Raw genomic sequence first — 18973 nt, forward strand, 5'->3', positions numbered from 1 at the left:
GCCTCCAGAGGGCGCGGCCAAAGAGAAATCACAACGGCTCCTATTATGGTACGACGTATGCAATCTGTGCACTATGCACCAAGGTGCCGCTTATGGCGGTAACCGTAAATGTATAGGTGCCCGGAGAAGCATTTGTCGTCCCAGCAGGAGGTGTAGTCCCGCCGCCTCCACCAGTGGTCGAGGTATTGGATCCGCAGCCAGCCGCTGTCAGAGCCGAAATCGTAATCACAGCGGCAAGCAGAGCGCCCCAGCGGCGACGACGTGGCAACATCAGCAGACACAATCCAGCAAGCGTAGCTCCAGAGCCAGCTGCATACCATGGCATCCTACCCGCCGGGCCTCGACCGAACGGTTTCAATCCCGGCCGCATTGACCTTGCGGCTGTCGTCGGCGCAGAAGCAACAACAACAAACGAAGTGGATACGCCGGCCGAAGTAGTGATCGAAACTGGCGACACGGAGAAACTAGGCGTCGCAACCATTCCATCGTTATTGGTCGCAGTCAGAGTGACCGAACCCGTAAATCCGTTGACCGGCGTGATCGTAAAAGTAAGCCCCGTGGCTGTAGCCCCAGGCTGTACTGAAGTCGACGCACCGCAAGTCGCGGGGGCGAAAGAGAAATCGGGTTTACCCGAAGATGTAGAAGAGACAATATCCACCGCAGCGATCGGCCCATTCGGATAAGTATTTGCGTTGATGTTTGGTCCAAGCAGCGTCCCTTTAGACCCCGCATAGTTGCCATCGCCGGAGTAGACCGCGCCGATATTGTGACCACCGGAAGATAGCGACGAGGTGACAAGACTATAGCTCGCGGTTCCACCCGATAAAATGGCGGTGCCACCCACCACAGCTACGTTATCGACAAAGAACTGAACCGAACCTGTCGGTGTCGGACCCGAAGCAGTCCCCGCCACAGTCACGTTGAGCGCCAGAGTACCTGCCGAAACCGCGCAGAGAGAAGCGCTGGTCGTCAGCGCCGTCGTACTGATGCTCGTCCCAATACCACTACCGGTGCCCGTACCGACTGGCTTTACGCCACTCCAGCCCGTGACCAGGGCATTGATGTCAAAACTGCCGAGGCCTGTAGCCTGATCATAGCCAGTCCCCGCGGTAAAGCCTGTCGGTTGGCCATTCGAACAGTTCGGTGTCCCCTGGGTGCAAGGAACTGAGTTGTTACCGGAGATGATGTCGTGAAAAACGCTGCTGTAGGTCGGCCCATTCAGGAAGCCATAGAGCGTTGGTCCTACATTGCCCAGCCAACTCGCTGTCGCGCCTGTCGGATTAACTTTCTGCTCGACCAGAGCCAAAATACCTGCAAAGGTTGGAGCAACAAATGAGGTCCCGCCAAACACATTCGGATTACCGTTGGCGGAGAGGAAGCCGTTGGTGCATGGCGTCTCACCCTGGCCATCGCCCGAGCTGCAAACCAGATATCCATCGTGGATAGCCGCAGCGTTCAGCGCTATATCAGGAAGATCCCGTGAGGAATCGTTGGGAACGCCCGTGCCAGTCTGCCACGCTGGCTTGGAGAAGAAAGCGCTTGCTCCGCCTCCCCCAGCTCCGCCCCCAGTTCCATCGTTATAGCCAAGGCCAGCGCTGGACGTAGTTTCATTCCACGGCTGCTCTGGAATGTACAAGAGAGCGGAGCCGCCGTTGGTTCCATTAGCGCTACTCCAATAGGTGGCAGGGGTTGCCACATCTCCGCTGAACATCGTCCCGCCGGCAGAGGTAACGTAAGGGGAGCTGGAGGGAAAATCTACGTTGAGTCCCTCTGTCGCAAGCCCCACCCCGTCGCAGTCGGTAGCACCGGCATCGCCAGAGGAACTAACTACGGTCTGCCCCTGCGCATTCGCCAGCGCCAGCAGATTGTTGTAACTCGCCAACATAGCCGTGCCCCAACCGCTCTCGCACAAGCCATAGCTGATGGTAATAATCGGAGCGACCTTATTATCGATGGCGTAAGTCAGGGAGTCCGCGAAGATGTTATTGCTGCTGAAAACATACAGAATCGTCGCTCCAGGAGCAGCCGCACTCGACCACTCAATATCGAGATGCGCCTCATCGATATCGCTCGCCGAGACGCCGGCGTCAGAGCCGCCAGCAGGAATAGCAGACTGCAGCTTTAGATTAATCGCGGGCAAACCAGCCGCCGTGCGGAACTGGGCAATGTTCGCGTCCGGAAGGACATTGCCCGCATTAAGATCCGTATTTCCCATCACAGCAACTGTCACGCCCGTGCCATTGATCGGCGTGGAAGCCGTAAGCAGAGGATTTTCGTTATATATGGTGTAGAAATCAGCCGGCGAAATGTAATGACTCGTCACTCCGCTCAGAGTCTGCGTGTAGTGGGGCTGCGAGGGATCAATCGAAGCAGCACTCCGCGCGCGCAAGTGAGGCTTCGGCTTGAAGTCATTGAGTCCAACAATGGAAGTCACGACCCCCGCGATGGCAGATGGAAGCACCGGATCGGTGACATTGGAAAAATGAGCTTCCCCATTGACCGACAGGCTATGAATCGAAGTCCCAAACGCCTGCTGCACCTGCGCAACTGTGCCCGAAAAGGAGATAAAGGTATTGCTCCGAGCCGCCCGGGTGATCGTGAAGCCCTGACCAGTAAGCCATGTCGAAACCTTGGCAATATCCGCAGCGCTAAGGCCAAAGCGCGCCCCAAACTGCTCCGGCGTGAGCCACTGGTGATAACTCCCCGAACCGGGGTTTAACTGACTCGCCAGTAGCTGGCTCAGATCGGCCTGCTGGGCCGGCGTCATGCTGAAGCGCAGTGACATCGACTCAAGCTTCTTGTCCGCGGGAGCGGCGCCAAGATCCGCAGCACGTTGGGCTCGCCCAGTAACAGTTCCGGGCAAAGGAGTCCGCACTCCGCTGTTGACAGCACTGGCTATTCTGTTTTGAACGGCGGCCTGGCCAACAGGGCTGAACGCGGAGGCAAGGAGGATAACAGGAGCAAACAGTTGAGAGAAAAGGCGGCTGCGCATGGATATTCTTCTACCTTACTACCGGGTTACGGGGTGGCACTGCTGCTCCACACACCAAGATCGACTGGCCCGACGAATCAGAGTGGGGCTGAGGTACTTGCTTAGACAGACGATAAAAGAAAATGTTGCGTTTACAGAAGGAAAGACATTATTTCGTCTTCCGGTTGTGCCATTTCAGCAAGAAAAGCTGAAACCGAGAGCCGCGCCTGTATGCCGCAAACCTTCGATCACTCCCCATCCCCAACACGAGGTACACCCTTTATGGATCAAAATGCGACCATAGAGAGTATGAGCGAACGAGTTTTCCTGAGAGGCAAGGCAATTCTGTTTGATATGGACGGAACGCTGGTCGATTCGACGCGGGTGGTTGAACGTGCCTGGGGATGGTGGGCCGCGCGGCACAGCCTACCGCTTGAGGAGGTGTTGACCTTCTCGCACGGTCGCCCAGGTAAAGCTACGGTAGCGCATTTCCTGCCAGGGCAAGAGCACGCACAGGAGATCGCGGAGCTCTCTCACTTCGAAGAGACGGAAACGGAAGGCATCCTGGCAGTGCCAGGAGCGCTCAAGGTGCTGCAGGCACTTGAAGCGAACCACCTAACGTGGGCGATTGTGACCTCTGCTTGGCGCAAGCTTACGGAGATTCGCGTGGCTGGTGCTGGCTTGCCATTGCCTGCCATCATCGTGCCAATCGACGAAATTCACAACGGGAAGCCGGATCCGGAGGGCTTTTTGCGCGCGGCGGAGTTGTTAGGTGTTGCGCCCGAAGAGTGCGTGGTGTTCGAGGACACACGCCCCGGGATCGATGCCGGGCTGAGCGCGGGGATGCAGGTTGTGGGTTTGTCGACGACGTTCTCGGCGCAGCAGTTGAGGCATCGACCGGTGGTTAGTGACTTTCACGACGTGACGGTATTCCCGGATGGTGAGGGTTTGAGGATTGAGATTGAGGATCGGTCGTAAGGAAGCGGAAGCGCGCGTTTCACCGGGAACAAGATCCGGATTCGGCGCTCCTTGCGAGAAGGCTTCCGGAGTGTAGCCCTACAAAGACAGTACCCTTATATAACTTCCTGGAACTCAGCTCCTTCTCGGCTGCGAGCAGATAACCGGATGACAGACTTGCTCCTGGTGACAGCAATGTTGGGTCTACCCAATACATAAAACGACCAGCCGAAGAATCAATCGGCTGGTCGTTTTATGTATCACATGTCTCTAAATGGCATACCTTCCAGCCTTCAGGACGTGCTGAGCCACCTGCCGCCTCAGCTTGATCGTATCCGCCGAGTCATGCTTGGAGAGTCGGCGGAGAATCGTAAGCTGCGTCCGCAGCATGTCCCCCTCAGCTACCGCCGCAATCACCTTCCGCGCCGAAAGCTCCACCGTAGCCATCGCCTTATCGGCATAGATCCGTGCCATCGCAACCTGCACAGCCGAAGCCTCCGCCGACTGTCCTTCTGCAATCTTCTCCGCCCGCAGAATCGCACTCTCCATCGCGAACACCTCGATAATCATGTCCGAAATCGCCCCCATCACCTCCTGCTCGTCCGCGATCTGCGTCATATACTTCTGCGTCGCGGCCCCAGCGACAAACAACGTCAGCTTCTTTGCGTTCGCCAGCAGGTTGCGCTCCTCACCCAGCGGCCCCTCGCGCTCCACCCTCTCGCTCGGGCCGGACATCACCTCATCCATCAGCTTCTTGATCGCCGGCATCAGCGCCAGCTTCCCGCTCATCGCCGACTTCATCAGCCAGCCGGTGATAATCAGCCGATTGATCTCATTGGTCCCCTCGAAGATCCGATTAATTCGCGCATCCCGATAAGCCCGCTCCGCCGGAAACTCCTCAACATAGCCATAGCCCGCGAAGATCTGCAGCGTCTCATCGACAACCATATCCAGCATCTCGCTCGCCCACACCTTCACAATCGAGCACTCCACCGCATAGTCCTCAATCCGCTTCTGAATCTCCTTCGTATCGTTCTTATCCACACCCGCCAGAGCCTTATCAATCAGCCCTACCGTGCGATAACAAACTGCCCCGCCCACAAAAATCCCAGTGGCGCAGTTCGCAATCTTCTCCTGGATCAACCCAAACTCCGAGATCGACTTGCCAAACGCCTTCCGATCGATCGCGTATCGAATCCCATTGTTAAGCGCCATCCGAGCGCCGCCAATCGCGGCATTGCCCAACTTGTATCGCCCCACATTCAGAATGTTGAACGCAATATGGTGGCCCTTCCCCACCTCCCCCAGCAGGCTGCCAACAGGAATCACGCAGTCCGTCAAAATCAGCGGACACGTCGAGCTGCCGCGAATCCCCAGCTTGTGTTCTTCCTTCCCCTGCGTAAAGCCAGGCGTTCCCCGCTCGATCAAAAACGCCGTCAGCTTCTCCTTCCCCGCATCCGGTCCCTCCGGAATCGCGCACTTCGCAAACACCGTAAACAGATCCGCAAACCCCGCATTCGAGATCCACATCTTTTCGCCATTCAGAGTGTACGTCTTCCCATCCGGAGACAGCACCGCCTTCGTCTTCGCATTCACCGCGTCCGAACCGCTCGTCGACTCCGACAACGCATATGCCGAAACAATCTCACCCGAAGCAATCTTTGGCAGATACTTCTTCTTCTGTTCCGCATTGCCGTACCAGACTAGCGGCAGCGTACCGATCCCGGTATGCGCCGAGAACGCCACCGAAAAGCTGGCCTGCTTCGAGATATTCTCCGCAACAATAGCCGACGTAGCCTTATCCATCTCCAGGCCGCCATACTCCTCAGGAATATCGATCGCGGTAAGCCCAAGCTCCGCAGCCTCCTTCAGCAGGCGCTTCGTGACCGAAAAATCCTTCGCCTCAATCGAGTCCGACGCAGGCATAATCTCGTTCACCGCAAAGTTTGCCGTCGTCTCCGCAATCTGTTTATGCTCGTCGGTAAAATCCTCAGGGAAGAAACAATCCGTAGGCGTCGGATCGCTGATAAGAAAGCTGCCACCAGCGATGCGGGTAGCGGTAGTCGGTTCGGGGGTCGTCATCGTTGCCATGGTGTTACTCCTTCTATAGCTTCTACGCTCAAGGTTGCAAACTAATCCACTTCAGCAATCAGTTCTTCGGGCTTAGTGGCCTTCCATCGAACAACACAATGTTGGCCCTTCCAGCGAAACGTCTGCAGTTGTGCTTCAGCGAGTGATACCGACGGTTGTTCCACAGTAATCCACCGTTCATGCTCTACACCATCCGAGACATACTTCGCCAGAATTGAAACTTCGTAGAGCGCCGTTTTGCCACCCTTGGCATAGCTCACCGTCTGTATCATCTCCGGGCGGACCTCTTCGACAATGGCTGTGGCGCACTTCCAGTGTTGTTGAATCTCTTGATGGTGTCGGTGCTTGATAAAGAAAACTACTGCGACAACCACCGCAATCACCGCGACATATCCACTCACTACTCGAATCTGATGCCAGTCACTCCGGCCCGCTGGACGCAATCTGCTCCAGGCTCTTCGATCCGACTTGGAGTATGTACGCATTCTCTAACTCAGAGCCTCATAGATCCCAGCCGCTCCCATCCCGCCCCCAACACACATCGTCACAATCCCATACTTCGCCTTGCGCCGAGGCATCTCCCGCAGCAAAGTAGCCGTCAACTTCGCCCCCGTACAGCCAAGCGGGTGCCCCAGCGCAATCGCGCCCCCGTTCACATTTACCTTCGCCGGATCAATCCCCAGCACCTTCAACACCGCCAGCGACTGCGCCGCAAACGCCTCGTTCAACTCGAAGAGATCAATATCCTCAAGCGACAACCCAGCCATCTTCAGCACCTTGGGAATGGCATGGATTGGCCCAATCCCCATCTCCTCCGGATCACACCCCGCATAAGCGAACGCAAGAAACTTACCCATCGGCTTGATCCCAAGCTGCGCCGCGCGCTCGGCTGACATCACCACCGCCGCCGCCGCTCCATCGGACGTCTGGCTCGAGTTCCCCGCCGTCACAGTTCCCTTCGCATGAAACACCGGCTTCAACTTCGCCAGCGCCTCCAGCGACGTATCGGCACGCGGCCCCTCATCCTGCTTGAACGTAGACTCGGTCGTCTTTGCCTTCTTCCCATTCGGCACAGTATTTGTAACCGTCACCGAAACAATCTCATCGTCGAACTTCCCGGCTGCAATCGCAGCCAGAGCCTTCTGATGGCTCTCATACGAAAACTGATCCATCTGCTCCCGAGTGATCCCGTAGTGAGTCGCCACCCTCTCCGCCGTCAGCCCCATCGACATATATGACCCAGGATAGTTCTCCACCAGCCACGGATTCACCGAGATCTTATTACCGCCAAACGGAACATACGACATGCTCTCCGTCCCACCCGCAACAATGCAATCCGCGGATCCGCCACGAATCCGATCCGCCGCCAGCGCAATCGACTGCAACCCCGACGCACAGTAGCGATTGATCGTCATCCCCGCAGTCGTAACCGGCAACCCCGCACGGAAGCTGGCAACCTTCGCCACATTCATCCCCTGCTCTGCCTCAGGCATCGCGCAGCCCAGAATCACATCTTCAATCTCCGCCTTATCAAGCTGCGGAATACGCTCCAAAGCCCCGGAGATGGCAACGGCAGCCAGATCATCCGGGCGGGTAGTCCGAAGAGTTCCGCGAGGAGCCTTCCCAACAGCGGTACGTACAGCCGATGCAATAATGACGTCTTTCATAACCCACTAACTCCCGACTTCTGTCTCCGAATCTACTCCGAAGACCGTAGATAAACCCATCTTTTAAGGATGAACTTGTAAACCTGACCGCGAACAATGCACTCCTAATTCCGCAAAGGCTTGCCCGTCTTCAACGTAAACGCAATTCGCTCCTGCGTCTTCTTCTCTCCACACAACGACAGAAACGCCTCGCGCTCCAGATCCAGCAGATACTGCTCCGTCACCGGAGTACCCGGCGTAACTTTGCCCCCACACAGCGCATACGCCACCCAGTTCGCAATCTTCGCATCATGGTCCGAGATGTACTGCCCCTCCCGCATCGTCCACACCGCCAGCTTCAGCGTAGCCAGTGCATTCTCCCCCGGAGCCGCAATGTCAGTCCGAGGTGCAGGTGCACTATAACCAGCATCAGCGATCGCGCGAGCCTTCGTCTTCGCATCCGTCAACAGCCGTTCGCGATTCATCGTAATGCTGTCCGACTGCTTGAAGAATCCAAACGAACGAGCCTCTGCCGCACTGGTCGAGACCTTCGCCATCGCAATCGTCTCGAAGTTCTTCTTCAGCGCCTCAAAGATCTCCACGCCCTCGCCACGGGCATCCGGACGAATGCTCGATCCCGCCTCCACCGACCGGATCGTCATCTCTTTACAGCCGCCGCCACCAGGAATCAACCCCACACCAGCCTCCACCAAACCCATATACAACTCCGAATGCGGCTGACGCGCAGCGCCATGAAGCGCAATCTCCACGCCCCCGCCGAGACACATCCCATACGGCGCAACCACCACAGGACGCGGACAAAACTTAATGGCCTGCGTCATATTCTGAAACGCCCGCACCGCCATCTCCACCTCATCCCACTCCTCCTCCTGAATCCCAAGAAGAAGCTGCATCAGATTCGCGCCCACCGAAAAATTAGTCGAGTCCCCCGTAATAACAAACGCCTCGAAGTTGCCCACCATCTCACTCGTTGGCTTCAGCGTCTGCGTAATCAGATTGACGATGTCATCGCCCAGCGCATTCATCTTCGAGTGCAACTCAATCCCCGCCACCCCATCGCCCAGATCGATCACCGACGCGCCCGGGTTCTTCTTCACCACCCCATTCGCCTTCTTGATCACCCCCAGCGAAGTCACGCCCTCCGCCGTCACCACCGGCTTGTACTCCCCGCTGACTGGATCAAAGAACAGCCGCCCCGAAACCACCGAAGCATCATCCTTGTACCACGCAGGATTCGCCTCCCCATGCTTCTCCGCATAAGCCAGCAACTTCTCCACATTCGCCGAAACCGGCGCACCCGCAGCCCGCATCTTCTCCGTCGTGGCGCGCACACCCGCAGCATCGAACATCTCAAAAGGCCCAAGCTCCCAGTTGAACCCGGTCTTCATCGCCTGATCGATCTCAACGATATTGTCCGCAATCTCCGGCACCCGATTCGCACTATACGTAAACAGCTCCGTCAGCAGCGGCCAGTAAAACGCAGCCGCCTTATCCTTCGTCACATCCGCGTGCAGCAACTGCGCAATCCGAGCAGGCGTCGACTCCACATTCTTCGCCATCTCGATCGCCGGAAACTTCGGCCGCGTGCTCGGCTTATAGTCCAGCGTCTGCCAGTCCAAAACGTGCCGCAGGTCGCGCCCCTCCGCGTCCTTGCCTTCCTTCTTGTAAAAACCCTGCTTCGTCTTATCCCCGAGCCACTTCCTCTCGAGCATCTTGCCGATGAAAGGAGCCAGCTTCACCTCAGCGCGCTCATCTTTAATCTTTTCCGCCTGCGCGGAGAAATTCGTAGCCACATGCGCCAGCACGTCTACTCCAACCATATCGCCCAGCCGGAACGTCCCCGTCTTCGGCCAGCCCAATGCCGAGCCCGTCAACGTATCGACCTCTTCAATCGACAGCCCCTGCTCCTGCATCAACCGAATCGCATTACCCATCGAGAACGTGCCGATACGATTAGCAATAAAGTTCGGCGTATCGTGCGAGTGAACAATCGCCTTCCCCAGCCGCAGATCGCAGAAGTGCTCCACCGCCGCAATATCCGCCGGGTCCGTATCCGGAGTTCGAATCACCTCCAGCAGCCGCATATACCGCGGCGGATTGAAGAAGTGCGTTCCAAACCAATGGCGCCGCAGCTCCATCGGCATCCCCTCCACTATCTTGTGAATCGGCAACCCGCTCGTGTTGCTCGTAAGTATCGAGTCCTTCCGGCGATGTTGCAGCACCTTCTCCAGCAGCGCCCGCTTGATCTCAAGATTCTCCGCCACCACCTCGATGATCCAGTCGCAGTCCGCAATCAAAGCCAGATCGTCCTCGAAGTTGCCAATCGTGATCAGCCGCGCACTCTCCGGCGCATAGAAAGCAGCAGGCTTCGACTTCTTCAACCCATCCATCGCCGCCAGCACAAACTTGTTTCGCTCCTGCTTCGGCGCACTAGCGTCGATGCCAGGCGGAACGATATCCAGCAGAACCACCGGCAACCCAGCGTTCGCAATATGCGCCGCGATACGCGATCCCATGGTTCCCGCGCCAAGCACCGCAACCTTGTTGATCTGTCTGTGATCCCGGGAGGGGCTATGCTTTCCCGAACTCTGTGGTGTAGGTGCTTCGATGGTGCTGGAAGGCATGGTCAAAGGCTCCGGCGGGCAGGAATACCCGAACGATGCGAAGCATACTGAATGACCATTCAGTCCGTCAAGTAAACAGTCCTTCAATTTGGCAAATCACTCATTGCAAATGGGTAACAGCCGCTTGGCAGCAGCGCCTCACAAGCCAATCCCTTTACCCGAGGTCAGCCACTGCGACCACTCCAGCCCTCACGCAAGGCATACCCGTGCCGCAGTCGAGCAACCTGCCGCTACCATCCAATACCGCCTAATGCCTCGACGCCGCGAGTCGATGCATCTCAGATCCCGCCATCAGGAACCCACCCACGCCATATACATAGCTGGCCGAAAGCTTGAACTTGCCCGGCTGCGCATCAATCGGCTGAATCGAACCCAGCCGCCCATCCGCATAGATGTGTCCAAGCATTCCCTTCCACGACCTCTCCACCACCGGAAGATAAGTCTTGCGATCGAGAATCTTTTCATTGATCCCGTACGCCATCGCAAACGTAAAGAACGCCGACCCCGACACCTCCGGCAGTTCGTAAGACTCAGGATCCAGCAGCCCTGACCGCCACAGTCCATCTGGGCTCTGAATCGCCGCCAGCCTCTCCGCCATCTCGCGAAACTGCGCCACATACTTCGGCCGCGAAGGATAGTCCGCCGGCATAATCCGCAGCACATTCACCAGTGCACCCATCACCCAGCCATTCCCGCGCGACCAGAAGATCGGCTTGCCGTTCTCCTGCTTCTGCGTAAAGTACCGGCTGTCGCGAAAGTAAAGATGCTCCTGCGGACTGTAGAGACTCCCCGATGTAAGCCACCACTCATGATCCATATAGTCCAGATACTTCCGGTCATTCGTAATCGCATACATCCGCAAGAGCACCGGTGGCGACATGAACAGCGCATCGCACCACCACCACAGCAGCTTGTTCGGATCATCCTCTCGCACAATCAGACGATCCAGTATCGCCTTCGTATCCGCCATCCGCACCGGCTGCCGATCGTCGCGATAGAGATCCAGAAAAGCCTGCCCCAATGCCTGATCATCGGCATGAGGAAACCGAGCATCGAGCAGCGTCCAATCCGACCGCTCCGCCAGATGCAGCACTGCATCGCGATACTTCGGATCGCCGGTCGTCTTCGAAGCCGCCAGCAGCCCGTCGTAGAGCGCCGCAAACGTCCACTGCTTATTGAAGTGCGGCTCTGCATAAGCAACCTGCCAGTCCGCAACCTTCTTTATCGCCGCATCGATCGCCTTCGGCTTCAACTCACTCGAGAGTCCCGTCGCCAGCGGCCCAGGATCATCCGGCGCATCGCCCGCCGCGTTCCCGTCCACCGGCACAACGTTCGCCGCAGGAGCCACCACCGGAGCACTCTGCGCCAAGACGCCCATCGAAGCAGCGCTAACAAGCACACCAAAAACAAACCCACGCGAAGTTCTTGCCACCAATCGAGCCCGCGAACCAGCACCAGCACCCTGCAACCGCATCCCAAAATCCGAAAGAAACATCGTCATCCCTAAACCAGGCTCCCATTCATCACCAGCGCCACCGCACTCCGCAGGCGCGCCGTATTTCCTTCGAACGCAGGCCGCAGCCGCGGCGCCTTCGAAAGAGCATTCTGTTTTAGCTCCGCCTCAACAATTGGCCCAAACAGATACCACGCAGCCGTAATATCCCCAACCACCACGATCTCGCTCGGAGCGAGCGCATTCGCAACCATTCTCAGTCCACGCCCAAGAAACGAAGACATCTTCTCCAGAGCCTTTACCGCATTGGCGTCATGCGACTGCGCCATCTTCACCAACGCCGCAAAGGTAGGCGGCGCACTCGCTCCACTTATCTCCTCGTAGTAGCGCAGCCCCGCGCGATTCGAGCTCACCGTCTCCCAGCACCCTCGCCCCCCGCATCCGCACCGCGGCCCGTTCATCTCCATCTGCACATGGCCAAACTCTCCCGCCATGCCGTTCGCCCCGCGCAGCACCTGCCCATTCGCAAAGATCCCCGTCCCAATCCCCTCCGACACATTCACCACCACAAGGTCATGCAACCCATCGCTATCGCCAAACCAAACCTCCGACAGCGCGCACGCATTCGCAACGTTATCCATCTCAACCCGCAGCCCCGTGGCTTTCTGAATCCGCGACTTGATACTCGAGATCGGCCACTTCAGATTCGGCGCAAAGATCGGCTCATCCCGCAGCGGATCGGCACGCCCCGGCAGGCTAATCCCGATTCCGTCAAACGACTTATCACTATGTGCCGCCATCAGCTTGCGAATCGCAGCAATAATCGGCTGAATCGCCTTCTTCGGATCCTCCGGCAGCTCCACCACATTCTGCGCCACAATCTTGCCGCCAAGGTCGGTCACCGCAACCGTCGTCTGCGACGGATGAATATCCAGCGCAATCACAGCACGCTGATGATTCAGCTCCAGAAACGTCGGCCTGCGTCCCCGCGGTGGCCGCCCCGTCGAGCCCTCCAGAATCCACCTCTCCTTAATCAGATCCTCCACAATCAGCGAAACCGTGCTGCGCTGCAGGCCTGAGACCCGGGCAAGATCAGCACGCGAGAGTGGCTGCCGGGTGCGAACCAGGTTGAAGACAAGATTCCGGTTGATCTGGCGTGGCGTTTTATTCGACGCGCTCTGCCTGCGGGTAAAGGTGAATCGAGTCGATTGTGTGGTGGGCATTGTTTAGCTTTCGTGTCTCATAAAATCAATCGGCGAAACCATATCAAACATACCAACTGGGCAAAACTCGAACTCAAGCTCAGCCGTTCGAAATCGTTCTCGAGCAGCCGTCGCTTGACATCTTTGGCGACGAGTCTTTATACCACCGCAGCTCCACCATTTTGTAGATACTTTGAATTATTGTTTTGAGGACCTCACTTCTGCCCCTCTGCTAGCCAATTCAACTTGATCCTTTGACGAAACAAGACCCGCTGGTAAGGAGGGTGGTTCCCATCCATCCTCACGTAGTACAGATAAGGATTGTCCGTGATCGTCATATAGTTCGAATCCGTCGATTTTGGATCGATGAGCGAGAAATACATATACGACCAGTTTCCTTCCGGCTCGCTTCTGAGCATCTGGTTCTGCGTCATCGCCAACTTCGGCTTGCTCCAGTGAATGAAATCTGGCGAGGTCGTAAAGTAGACGCCTTCGGGCCCCCAGGAAGAAGCGGAGCCCTGGTTCCACAAGGTTGCAACAAACAGATGAGACGCCGGGTGATAGTTGATTCCCGTCGCGTAGTCCAGGTAAGGCACCGGGGCGCAGACATGAGCCTTTGGATTGGCCACCGTTCCCCGGTAAGGATCAACGAACTGGACGGTAAAGTCTTTGCCGTCCCAGCCGCGCCAGGACGAAGGATCCAGAATATTCGCCGTGCGAATCGCGCATGCTCCATCGAGAACCAGGCACGGCTTCTGCCCCTTTCCGCCGCCGCAGTTTGGCGGCCATCCCCACGCGTATACCTCGTCGTAGTACCACTGGCCCACCTTCACGATGTTCGAGTCCACGCTGTACCCCTCCGGCCCCTGGTTCGGCTGATACTTATAGGGAAGGCTGATGAAGTAGTTTCCCGTCGGATTGGGCCTCGCGAAGTGATAGCCGCCATCGGTGGAGAGATTGAAGGTATCGACGTTGTACCAGCAGCTGGCTGAGTCGTTTTTTGTCGCACACATGCCGGGATGCTCCCACCCGTGATACTCCATGTGGCCGAGCGCGACGATCCGTTTGCCGTCGACGCTGTAGAACGCGTTCAGCCACGTAGCGTCGTCAAAGTTCGCAATGTTTCCGTCGTGCGGCGATCTGTAGACCACCTGGCAGTTGTGCTTCGCGGTCTCAAGGGTGGGTCCAAGCCCGGCACGAGTGACGTAATGCGAGGCAATGAGGTGAACGGTCCCCTTATAGTCCCGAAAGGCGCGGGCTGCGGCATCCGGAATGTCGATCTGCTCGCAGGACTCCTTTGCCGTATCGAACGCCGCCACCCGCGGGCCATCCAGAAAGTTGGGCGTTGGCGGATCGGCCGGCCATTTGGGTGCTGGAAAGGAGTCTCTTCCGGATCCTGCCAGTAAGGCGTTCTCGACGTTGCCTGCAAGTGCGATGCCGTGAATAAAGAGTTTTTTGCCTTGGAAGGTTCTCAACTGTTGGTTGGGCAGCGCGATCCTGAATCTGTGTTTGCCGCCACTGGCGTCGTGGCACTCCTGGTCAACGGCAGGCTCGCTGGCCAGATCGGCGCTGCCTGCCATCACATATATTCCCGGCGGCGTAGCGCCAGCCGGATGACTCGCGTAGAGATTGACGCTGATCGAACCTCGCTGGCCCTCCTGGCAAGCCCAGCCATGCACGTAGTACTGATCACCCTCGAACGCTACGCCGTCAATAACGCCGGTCACGGGCCCCGGGTGGGAGCCTTGTGCTCGCGCTGCGGTCGGGGCTGGTATAAGACCGATCAAGCCCATGGCAAAGGCGATCAACACTCGAAGGAGTCTCAACTTGCTTGGGATACCGGGCATCGCAACCTCTTCGTTCTTATCTGACACAAACACAGCGAATATCCAAAAGTTTCAACAAACTGGCTCGAACAAAACTGAATCGAGACGCACGGGATTAAGTTCAAACCATCTCCCACCGTAAAAAAATACGCCGACAACTCTCTGCCCTCCCAGCAAGAATCTCCATGCTAGCCTGAAAACTGTGGCGACCTACATAGAGCAATCGCTAGCAAAATTAAAAGAATTCGAAGGCTGCGTCCCGTGGATGTACCGCGACACAGTCGGCAAAGTCACCGTCGGCGTCGGCCTCATGCTCCCCGACGCCAAAGCCGCCGCATCCCTCCCTTTCCTCCTCGGCACCCGACCAGCCACACCACAAGAGATCGCCGCCGAATACACCCGCGTCGACTCCCTCCCCCAGGCCCGAGCCGCCGCCTTCTACAAATCCCCCAACAGACTCGAACTCCCCCAACAAACCATCGACGCAAAACTAACCTCCATCCTCCAGGCCTTCGAAGCTGACCTCCGCACCCACCTCCCCCACTACGACACCCTCCCCGATCCCGTAAAGCTCGCCCTCCTCGACATGACCTACAACCTCGGCCCCGCCGGCCTCTTCAAAGACTTCCCCCATCTCATCGCCGCCGTCCAGTCCGGTTCCTGGGCCGAAGCCGCCGCCCGCTGTCTGCGCCGAGGCCCCAGCGCCGCCCGCAACAACTGGACCCGCGAGCAGTTCCTCTCCGCCGTCGTCACCACCATCCAGGCCGAAGCCGAGTCCCTCCTGAAGCGAATCCGGCGTCTCATACGTCAAACCTGGAACGCCATATTCGGCCCCCGGCAATAAAGCCCGGCCCGGGCTTCGATATAGTGGACTCTTGACTCGCAAAGTCTGCGGAGGGCTTTTGGTAAAGGTAAAACGTAGCATCGCCGCGATCGCCACATGTGCCATCGCTCTAGCCCTCACAGCGAAAGCACAGGACCTCGCAAGCTTTGAAAAGCGCACCACCGTCAAAGTTCTCCCCAACGGCCTCACCCTCATCCTCTGCGAGCGCCCCGAAGCCCCCGTCTTCAGCTTCTACACCCTCGTCGATGCAGGCTCCGCCGACGATCCCGACGGCGCCAGCGGCATCGCCCACATGTTCGAACACATGGCCTTCAAAGGCACCACCGAGATCGGCACCACCGACTACCCCGCCGAAAAGATCGCACTCGCCAAAGTCGAGATCGCCTACGCAGCCTACGACGCCGAGTACCGCAAACGCGTAGGCCAAAATCCCGAAAAGTTAGCCCAGCTCCTCAAAGCCTTCCAGGACGCACAAGCCGAAGCGCAAAAGTACGTCATACCCAACCAGTTCTCCCAGATCGCCGAAGAGAACGGAGCCGTCGGCATCAACGCCAGCACCACCGAAGACTCCACCCAGTACTTCTGGAGCATGCCCTCCAACCGCCTCGAGCTCTGGGCCTATCTCGAAAGCCAGCGCATCGCCCATCCCGTCGAGCGCGAGTTCTACAAGGAGCGCAACGTCGTCCAGGAAGAGCGCCGCATGCGCACTGACTCCTCCCCCGTCGGCCGCATGGTCGAGCAGTTCCTCGCCACCGCCTACGTCGCCCACCCCTACCGCCGCCCCGGCGTAGGCTGGGAAAGCGAGATCAGCCAGGTCTCCGCCACCGAGGCCACCACCTTCCACGAAAAATACTATGTCCCCGCCAACATCGTCATCGCCGTCGTAGGCGACCTCAAAGCCTCCGAGACCATGCCCGTCCTCGAGCGCTACTTCGCTCCCATTCCCGCCGCCCCGCGTCCCGAACCCATGACCACGGTCGAGCCGCCACAGGTCGCCGAAAAATCCGTCACCATCCGCGAAGCCACCCAGCCCTTCTACATCGAGGGCTACCACCGCCCCGACTACCTCGACCCCGACGACTCCGCCTACGACGCCATCTCCGACATCTTCTCCAACGGCCGCACCGCCCGCCTCTACCGCTCTCTCGTCCGCGACCAGTCCATCGCCGCCGAAGCGCAAGGCTTCAGCGGCTTCCCCGGCGACAAGTACCCCGGCCTCTTCGCCGTCTACGCCGTCCCGCTCCCAGGCCACACGCCCGAAGAGATGCGAGCCTCCATTCACAAAGAGCTCGACCGCCTCAAGAACGAGGACGTCACCGACGCAGAACTCGAACGCTTCAAAACCCGCTCCCGCGCCGACCTCCTCCGCGGCCTCGCCGACAACGAAGGCCTTGCTCATCAGCTAGCCGAATACCAAACCCGTTTTGGCGACTGGCGTGAACTCTTCAACCAGCTCCACAAGATCGACGCCGTCAACAAAGCCGACATCCGCCGCGTCGCCAACAAGATCTTCACCGACAGCAACCGCACCAGCGCACGCATCGAATTCGTCCCACCCCAACGCAAAGCCCCGCAAGCTTCAACGCCTTCAAAAACAGAGACCCCAGGAACAGCCATGCTCACAGCACCCCCAGCGCAGACCACCCAAACCGCCGGAGGTACGAAGTGAAGCATCTCTCCTCGTTCATCATTACCGCATCGCTCCTCGTTGCCACTCTCGGCGCCTCCGCACAAACCCCAGCACCAGCAGTCGCACCCACGCAGGTCCAGCCGTGGAAACAAATCCCCATCCCCCCGCTCCCCGCCTTCAAACCCGCACAACCCCACCGTATCGAACTGGAAAACGGAGTAGTCCTCTTCCTCCAGGAAGACCACGAGCTCCCCTTCATCAACGGCACCATCCTCATCCGTGGCGGGAGCCGCGATGAGCCCAATGCAAAGGTCGGCCTCACCTCCCTCTACGGCGAAACCTGGCGCACCAGCGGCACCGCCACCATCGACGGCGACAAGCTCGACGACGTCCTCGAAGCCAAAGCCGCCTCCATCGAAACTGCTGGCGGCACCGCCTCCACCTCCATGGCCTGGTCCAGCCTCAAGGGCGACTTCGACCTCGTCTTCGCCTCCACCATCGACCTACTCCTCCATCCCACCTTCAAAGACGACAAGCTCCAGCTCGCCAAACAGCAACTCGAAACCGGCATCGCCCGCCGCAACGACGACGCCAACGGCATCGCCACCCGCGAAGCTGCAAAGATCGCCTACGGCCCCAACAACCCCTACGCCCGCGAGCTCGAGTACGCCACCGTAGGCGCCGTCACCCTCGACGACCTCAACGCCTGGCACACCCACACCGTCGTCGGCAGCAACATCATCGTCGCCGTCTCAGGCGACTTCGACCCCGCCGCCATGGAGGCCAAACTCCGCGCCGCCTTCGCTCCCATCCCTCGCGGCCAGCGCTTCCAGTCCTTCAAAGCCACCTTCACCGACCCCAAGCCCAACGTCAACTTCGTCTCCAAAGATGACGTCAATCAATCCAACGTCATCATCGTTGGCCTCGGCACCGAGCGCAGCAACCCCGACTACTACGCCCTCTCCGTCATGAACCAGGTCTTCTCCGGCGGCTTCGGCTCCCGCGTCGTCCAGGACGTCCGCACCAAACTCGGCCTCGCCTACTCCGTCGAAGGCAACTACGGCGCCTCCTACGATCACCCTGGCATCTTCGTCGTCGAAGCCGCAACAAAAAGCGCCACCACCGTAGCCGCAACCAAAGCCCTCCTAGCCGAGATCGACCGCCTCAAAACCGAACCACCCACCCCCGCCGAGCTCAGCAAAGCCAAAGACCAGGTCCTCAACTCCTTCATCTTCCACTACGACTCCCCCGACAAAACGCTAGGCGAGCAAGTCACCCTAGCCTTCTACGGCTACCCCGCCGACACCCTCGAAAAATATAAATCCGGCATCGAAAAAGTGACCTCCGCCGACGTCTCCCGCGTAGCCAACAAGTACATCGACACCAGCAAACTCGCCGTCATCGTAGTAGGCAACGAGTCTCAAATCACACCGTCACTCGCCACCCTGGGACTAGGCACGGTAAAAAATCTAGACATCACCATCCCACCCCCACCAGGCGGCAAGCCAGCCGAATAACCAAGCTGGGAATATCGCTAGAAATCCATCCCGCGACCAACGGGAGCACCAGGCGAAGCGGTATACCCGCCACGAAGTGGCCGCCTCCCGCGCAGGGAGCCCGTCCGGCAGGACACAGCAGGCAGTCCTAAACGAGTTCCCAGCAACAACCCCGCAAGGACCAGATGGCGCTATCCTTGAAAAGCGTCACC

At 58.4% G+C, this 18973-nt stretch carries 12 protein-coding genes; 4 read left to right on the plus strand and 8 right to left on the minus strand.

Going from position 1 to position 18973, the window contains the following annotated elements; translation table 11 throughout:
- Positions 1-43: 43 nt before the first annotated feature.
- A complete protein-coding gene (locus RBB75_RS01345; RefSeq protein ID WP_353069276.1) occupies positions 44-2992 on the minus strand; it encodes a protease pro-enzyme activation domain-containing protein in 2949 nt (982 codons plus the stop codon).
- A 288-nt stretch (positions 2993-3280) separates the two neighbouring features.
- On the opposite strand from RBB75_RS01345, the gene RBB75_RS01350 reads away from it, so the two are divergent.
- On the plus strand, positions 3281-3949 hold the full coding sequence (locus RBB75_RS01350) for an HAD-IA family hydrolase (RefSeq protein WP_353069277.1): 669 nt from the start codon (positions 3281-3283) through the stop codon (positions 3947-3949).
- A 249-nt stretch (positions 3950-4198) separates the two neighbouring features.
- Here the strand turns inward: RBB75_RS01350 and RBB75_RS01355 are convergent, their stop codons facing one another.
- From RBB75_RS01355 to RBB75_RS01385, 7 genes are all read right to left on the minus strand, one after another.
- Complete coding sequence (locus tag RBB75_RS01355) at positions 4199-6019, minus strand: acyl-CoA dehydrogenase family protein (protein WP_179639015.1); 1821 nt, start codon at positions 6017-6019, stop codon at positions 4199-4201.
- Between the two features lie 41 nt (positions 6020-6060).
- Complete coding sequence (locus RBB75_RS01360; protein WP_179639016.1) at positions 6061-6420, minus strand: hypothetical protein; 360 nt, start codon at positions 6418-6420, stop codon at positions 6061-6063.
- Between the two features lie 87 nt (positions 6421-6507).
- On the minus strand, positions 6508-7686 hold the full coding sequence (locus RBB75_RS01365; RefSeq protein ID WP_353069278.1) for a thiolase family protein: 1179 nt from the start codon (positions 7684-7686) through the stop codon (positions 6508-6510).
- 104 nt (positions 7687-7790) lie between these two features.
- The gene (locus RBB75_RS01370; RefSeq protein WP_179639018.1) at positions 7791-10310 is read right to left on the minus strand and encodes a 3-hydroxyacyl-CoA dehydrogenase/enoyl-CoA hydratase family protein; all 2520 of its coding nucleotides are present in this window, start codon (positions 10308-10310) and stop codon (positions 7791-7793) included.
- A 247-nt stretch (positions 10311-10557) separates the two neighbouring features.
- The gene (locus tag RBB75_RS01375; RefSeq protein WP_353069279.1) at positions 10558-11811 is read right to left on the minus strand and encodes a glycoside hydrolase family 88/105 protein; all 1254 of its coding nucleotides are present in this window, start codon (positions 11809-11811) and stop codon (positions 10558-10560) included.
- A gap of 2 nt (positions 11812-11813) precedes the next feature.
- Positions 11814-12986 carry an ROK family transcriptional regulator gene (locus RBB75_RS01380; protein ID WP_179639019.1) on the minus strand — a complete coding sequence of 391 codons (1173 nt, stop codon included), beginning with the start codon at positions 12984-12986 and terminating at the stop codon, positions 11814-11816.
- Between the two features lie 194 nt (positions 12987-13180).
- Positions 13181-14812: a hypothetical protein gene (locus tag RBB75_RS01385; protein WP_353069280.1), complete on the minus strand. Its 1632-nt coding sequence runs from the start codon at positions 14810-14812 to the stop codon at positions 13181-13183.
- A gap of 181 nt (positions 14813-14993) precedes the next feature.
- Between RBB75_RS01385 and RBB75_RS01390 the strand changes: the two genes are divergently transcribed.
- From RBB75_RS01390 to RBB75_RS01400, 3 genes are read left to right on the plus strand one after another with little or no spacing between them, the layout of a single operon-like run.
- Positions 14994-15635, plus strand: a complete 642-nt coding sequence (locus tag RBB75_RS01390; protein ID WP_434557144.1) for a glycoside hydrolase family protein — start codon at positions 14994-14996, stop codon at positions 15633-15635.
- Between the two features lie 58 nt (positions 15636-15693).
- Positions 15694-17304: a M16 family metallopeptidase gene (locus tag RBB75_RS01395; protein ID WP_218884685.1), complete on the plus strand. Its 1611-nt coding sequence runs from the start codon at positions 15694-15696 to the stop codon at positions 17302-17304.
- On the plus strand, positions 17301-18782 hold the full coding sequence (locus RBB75_RS01400; RefSeq protein ID WP_353069282.1) for a M16 family metallopeptidase: 1482 nt from the start codon (positions 17301-17303) through the stop codon (positions 18780-18782). Before RBB75_RS01395 ends, RBB75_RS01400 begins: the two co-directional genes overlap by 4 nt.
- Positions 18783-18973: the final 191 nt, after the last annotated feature.

This window comes from Tunturibacter empetritectus, assembly GCF_040358985.1.
Lineage (GTDB): Bacteria > Acidobacteriota > Terriglobia > Terriglobales > Acidobacteriaceae > Edaphobacter > Edaphobacter empetritectus.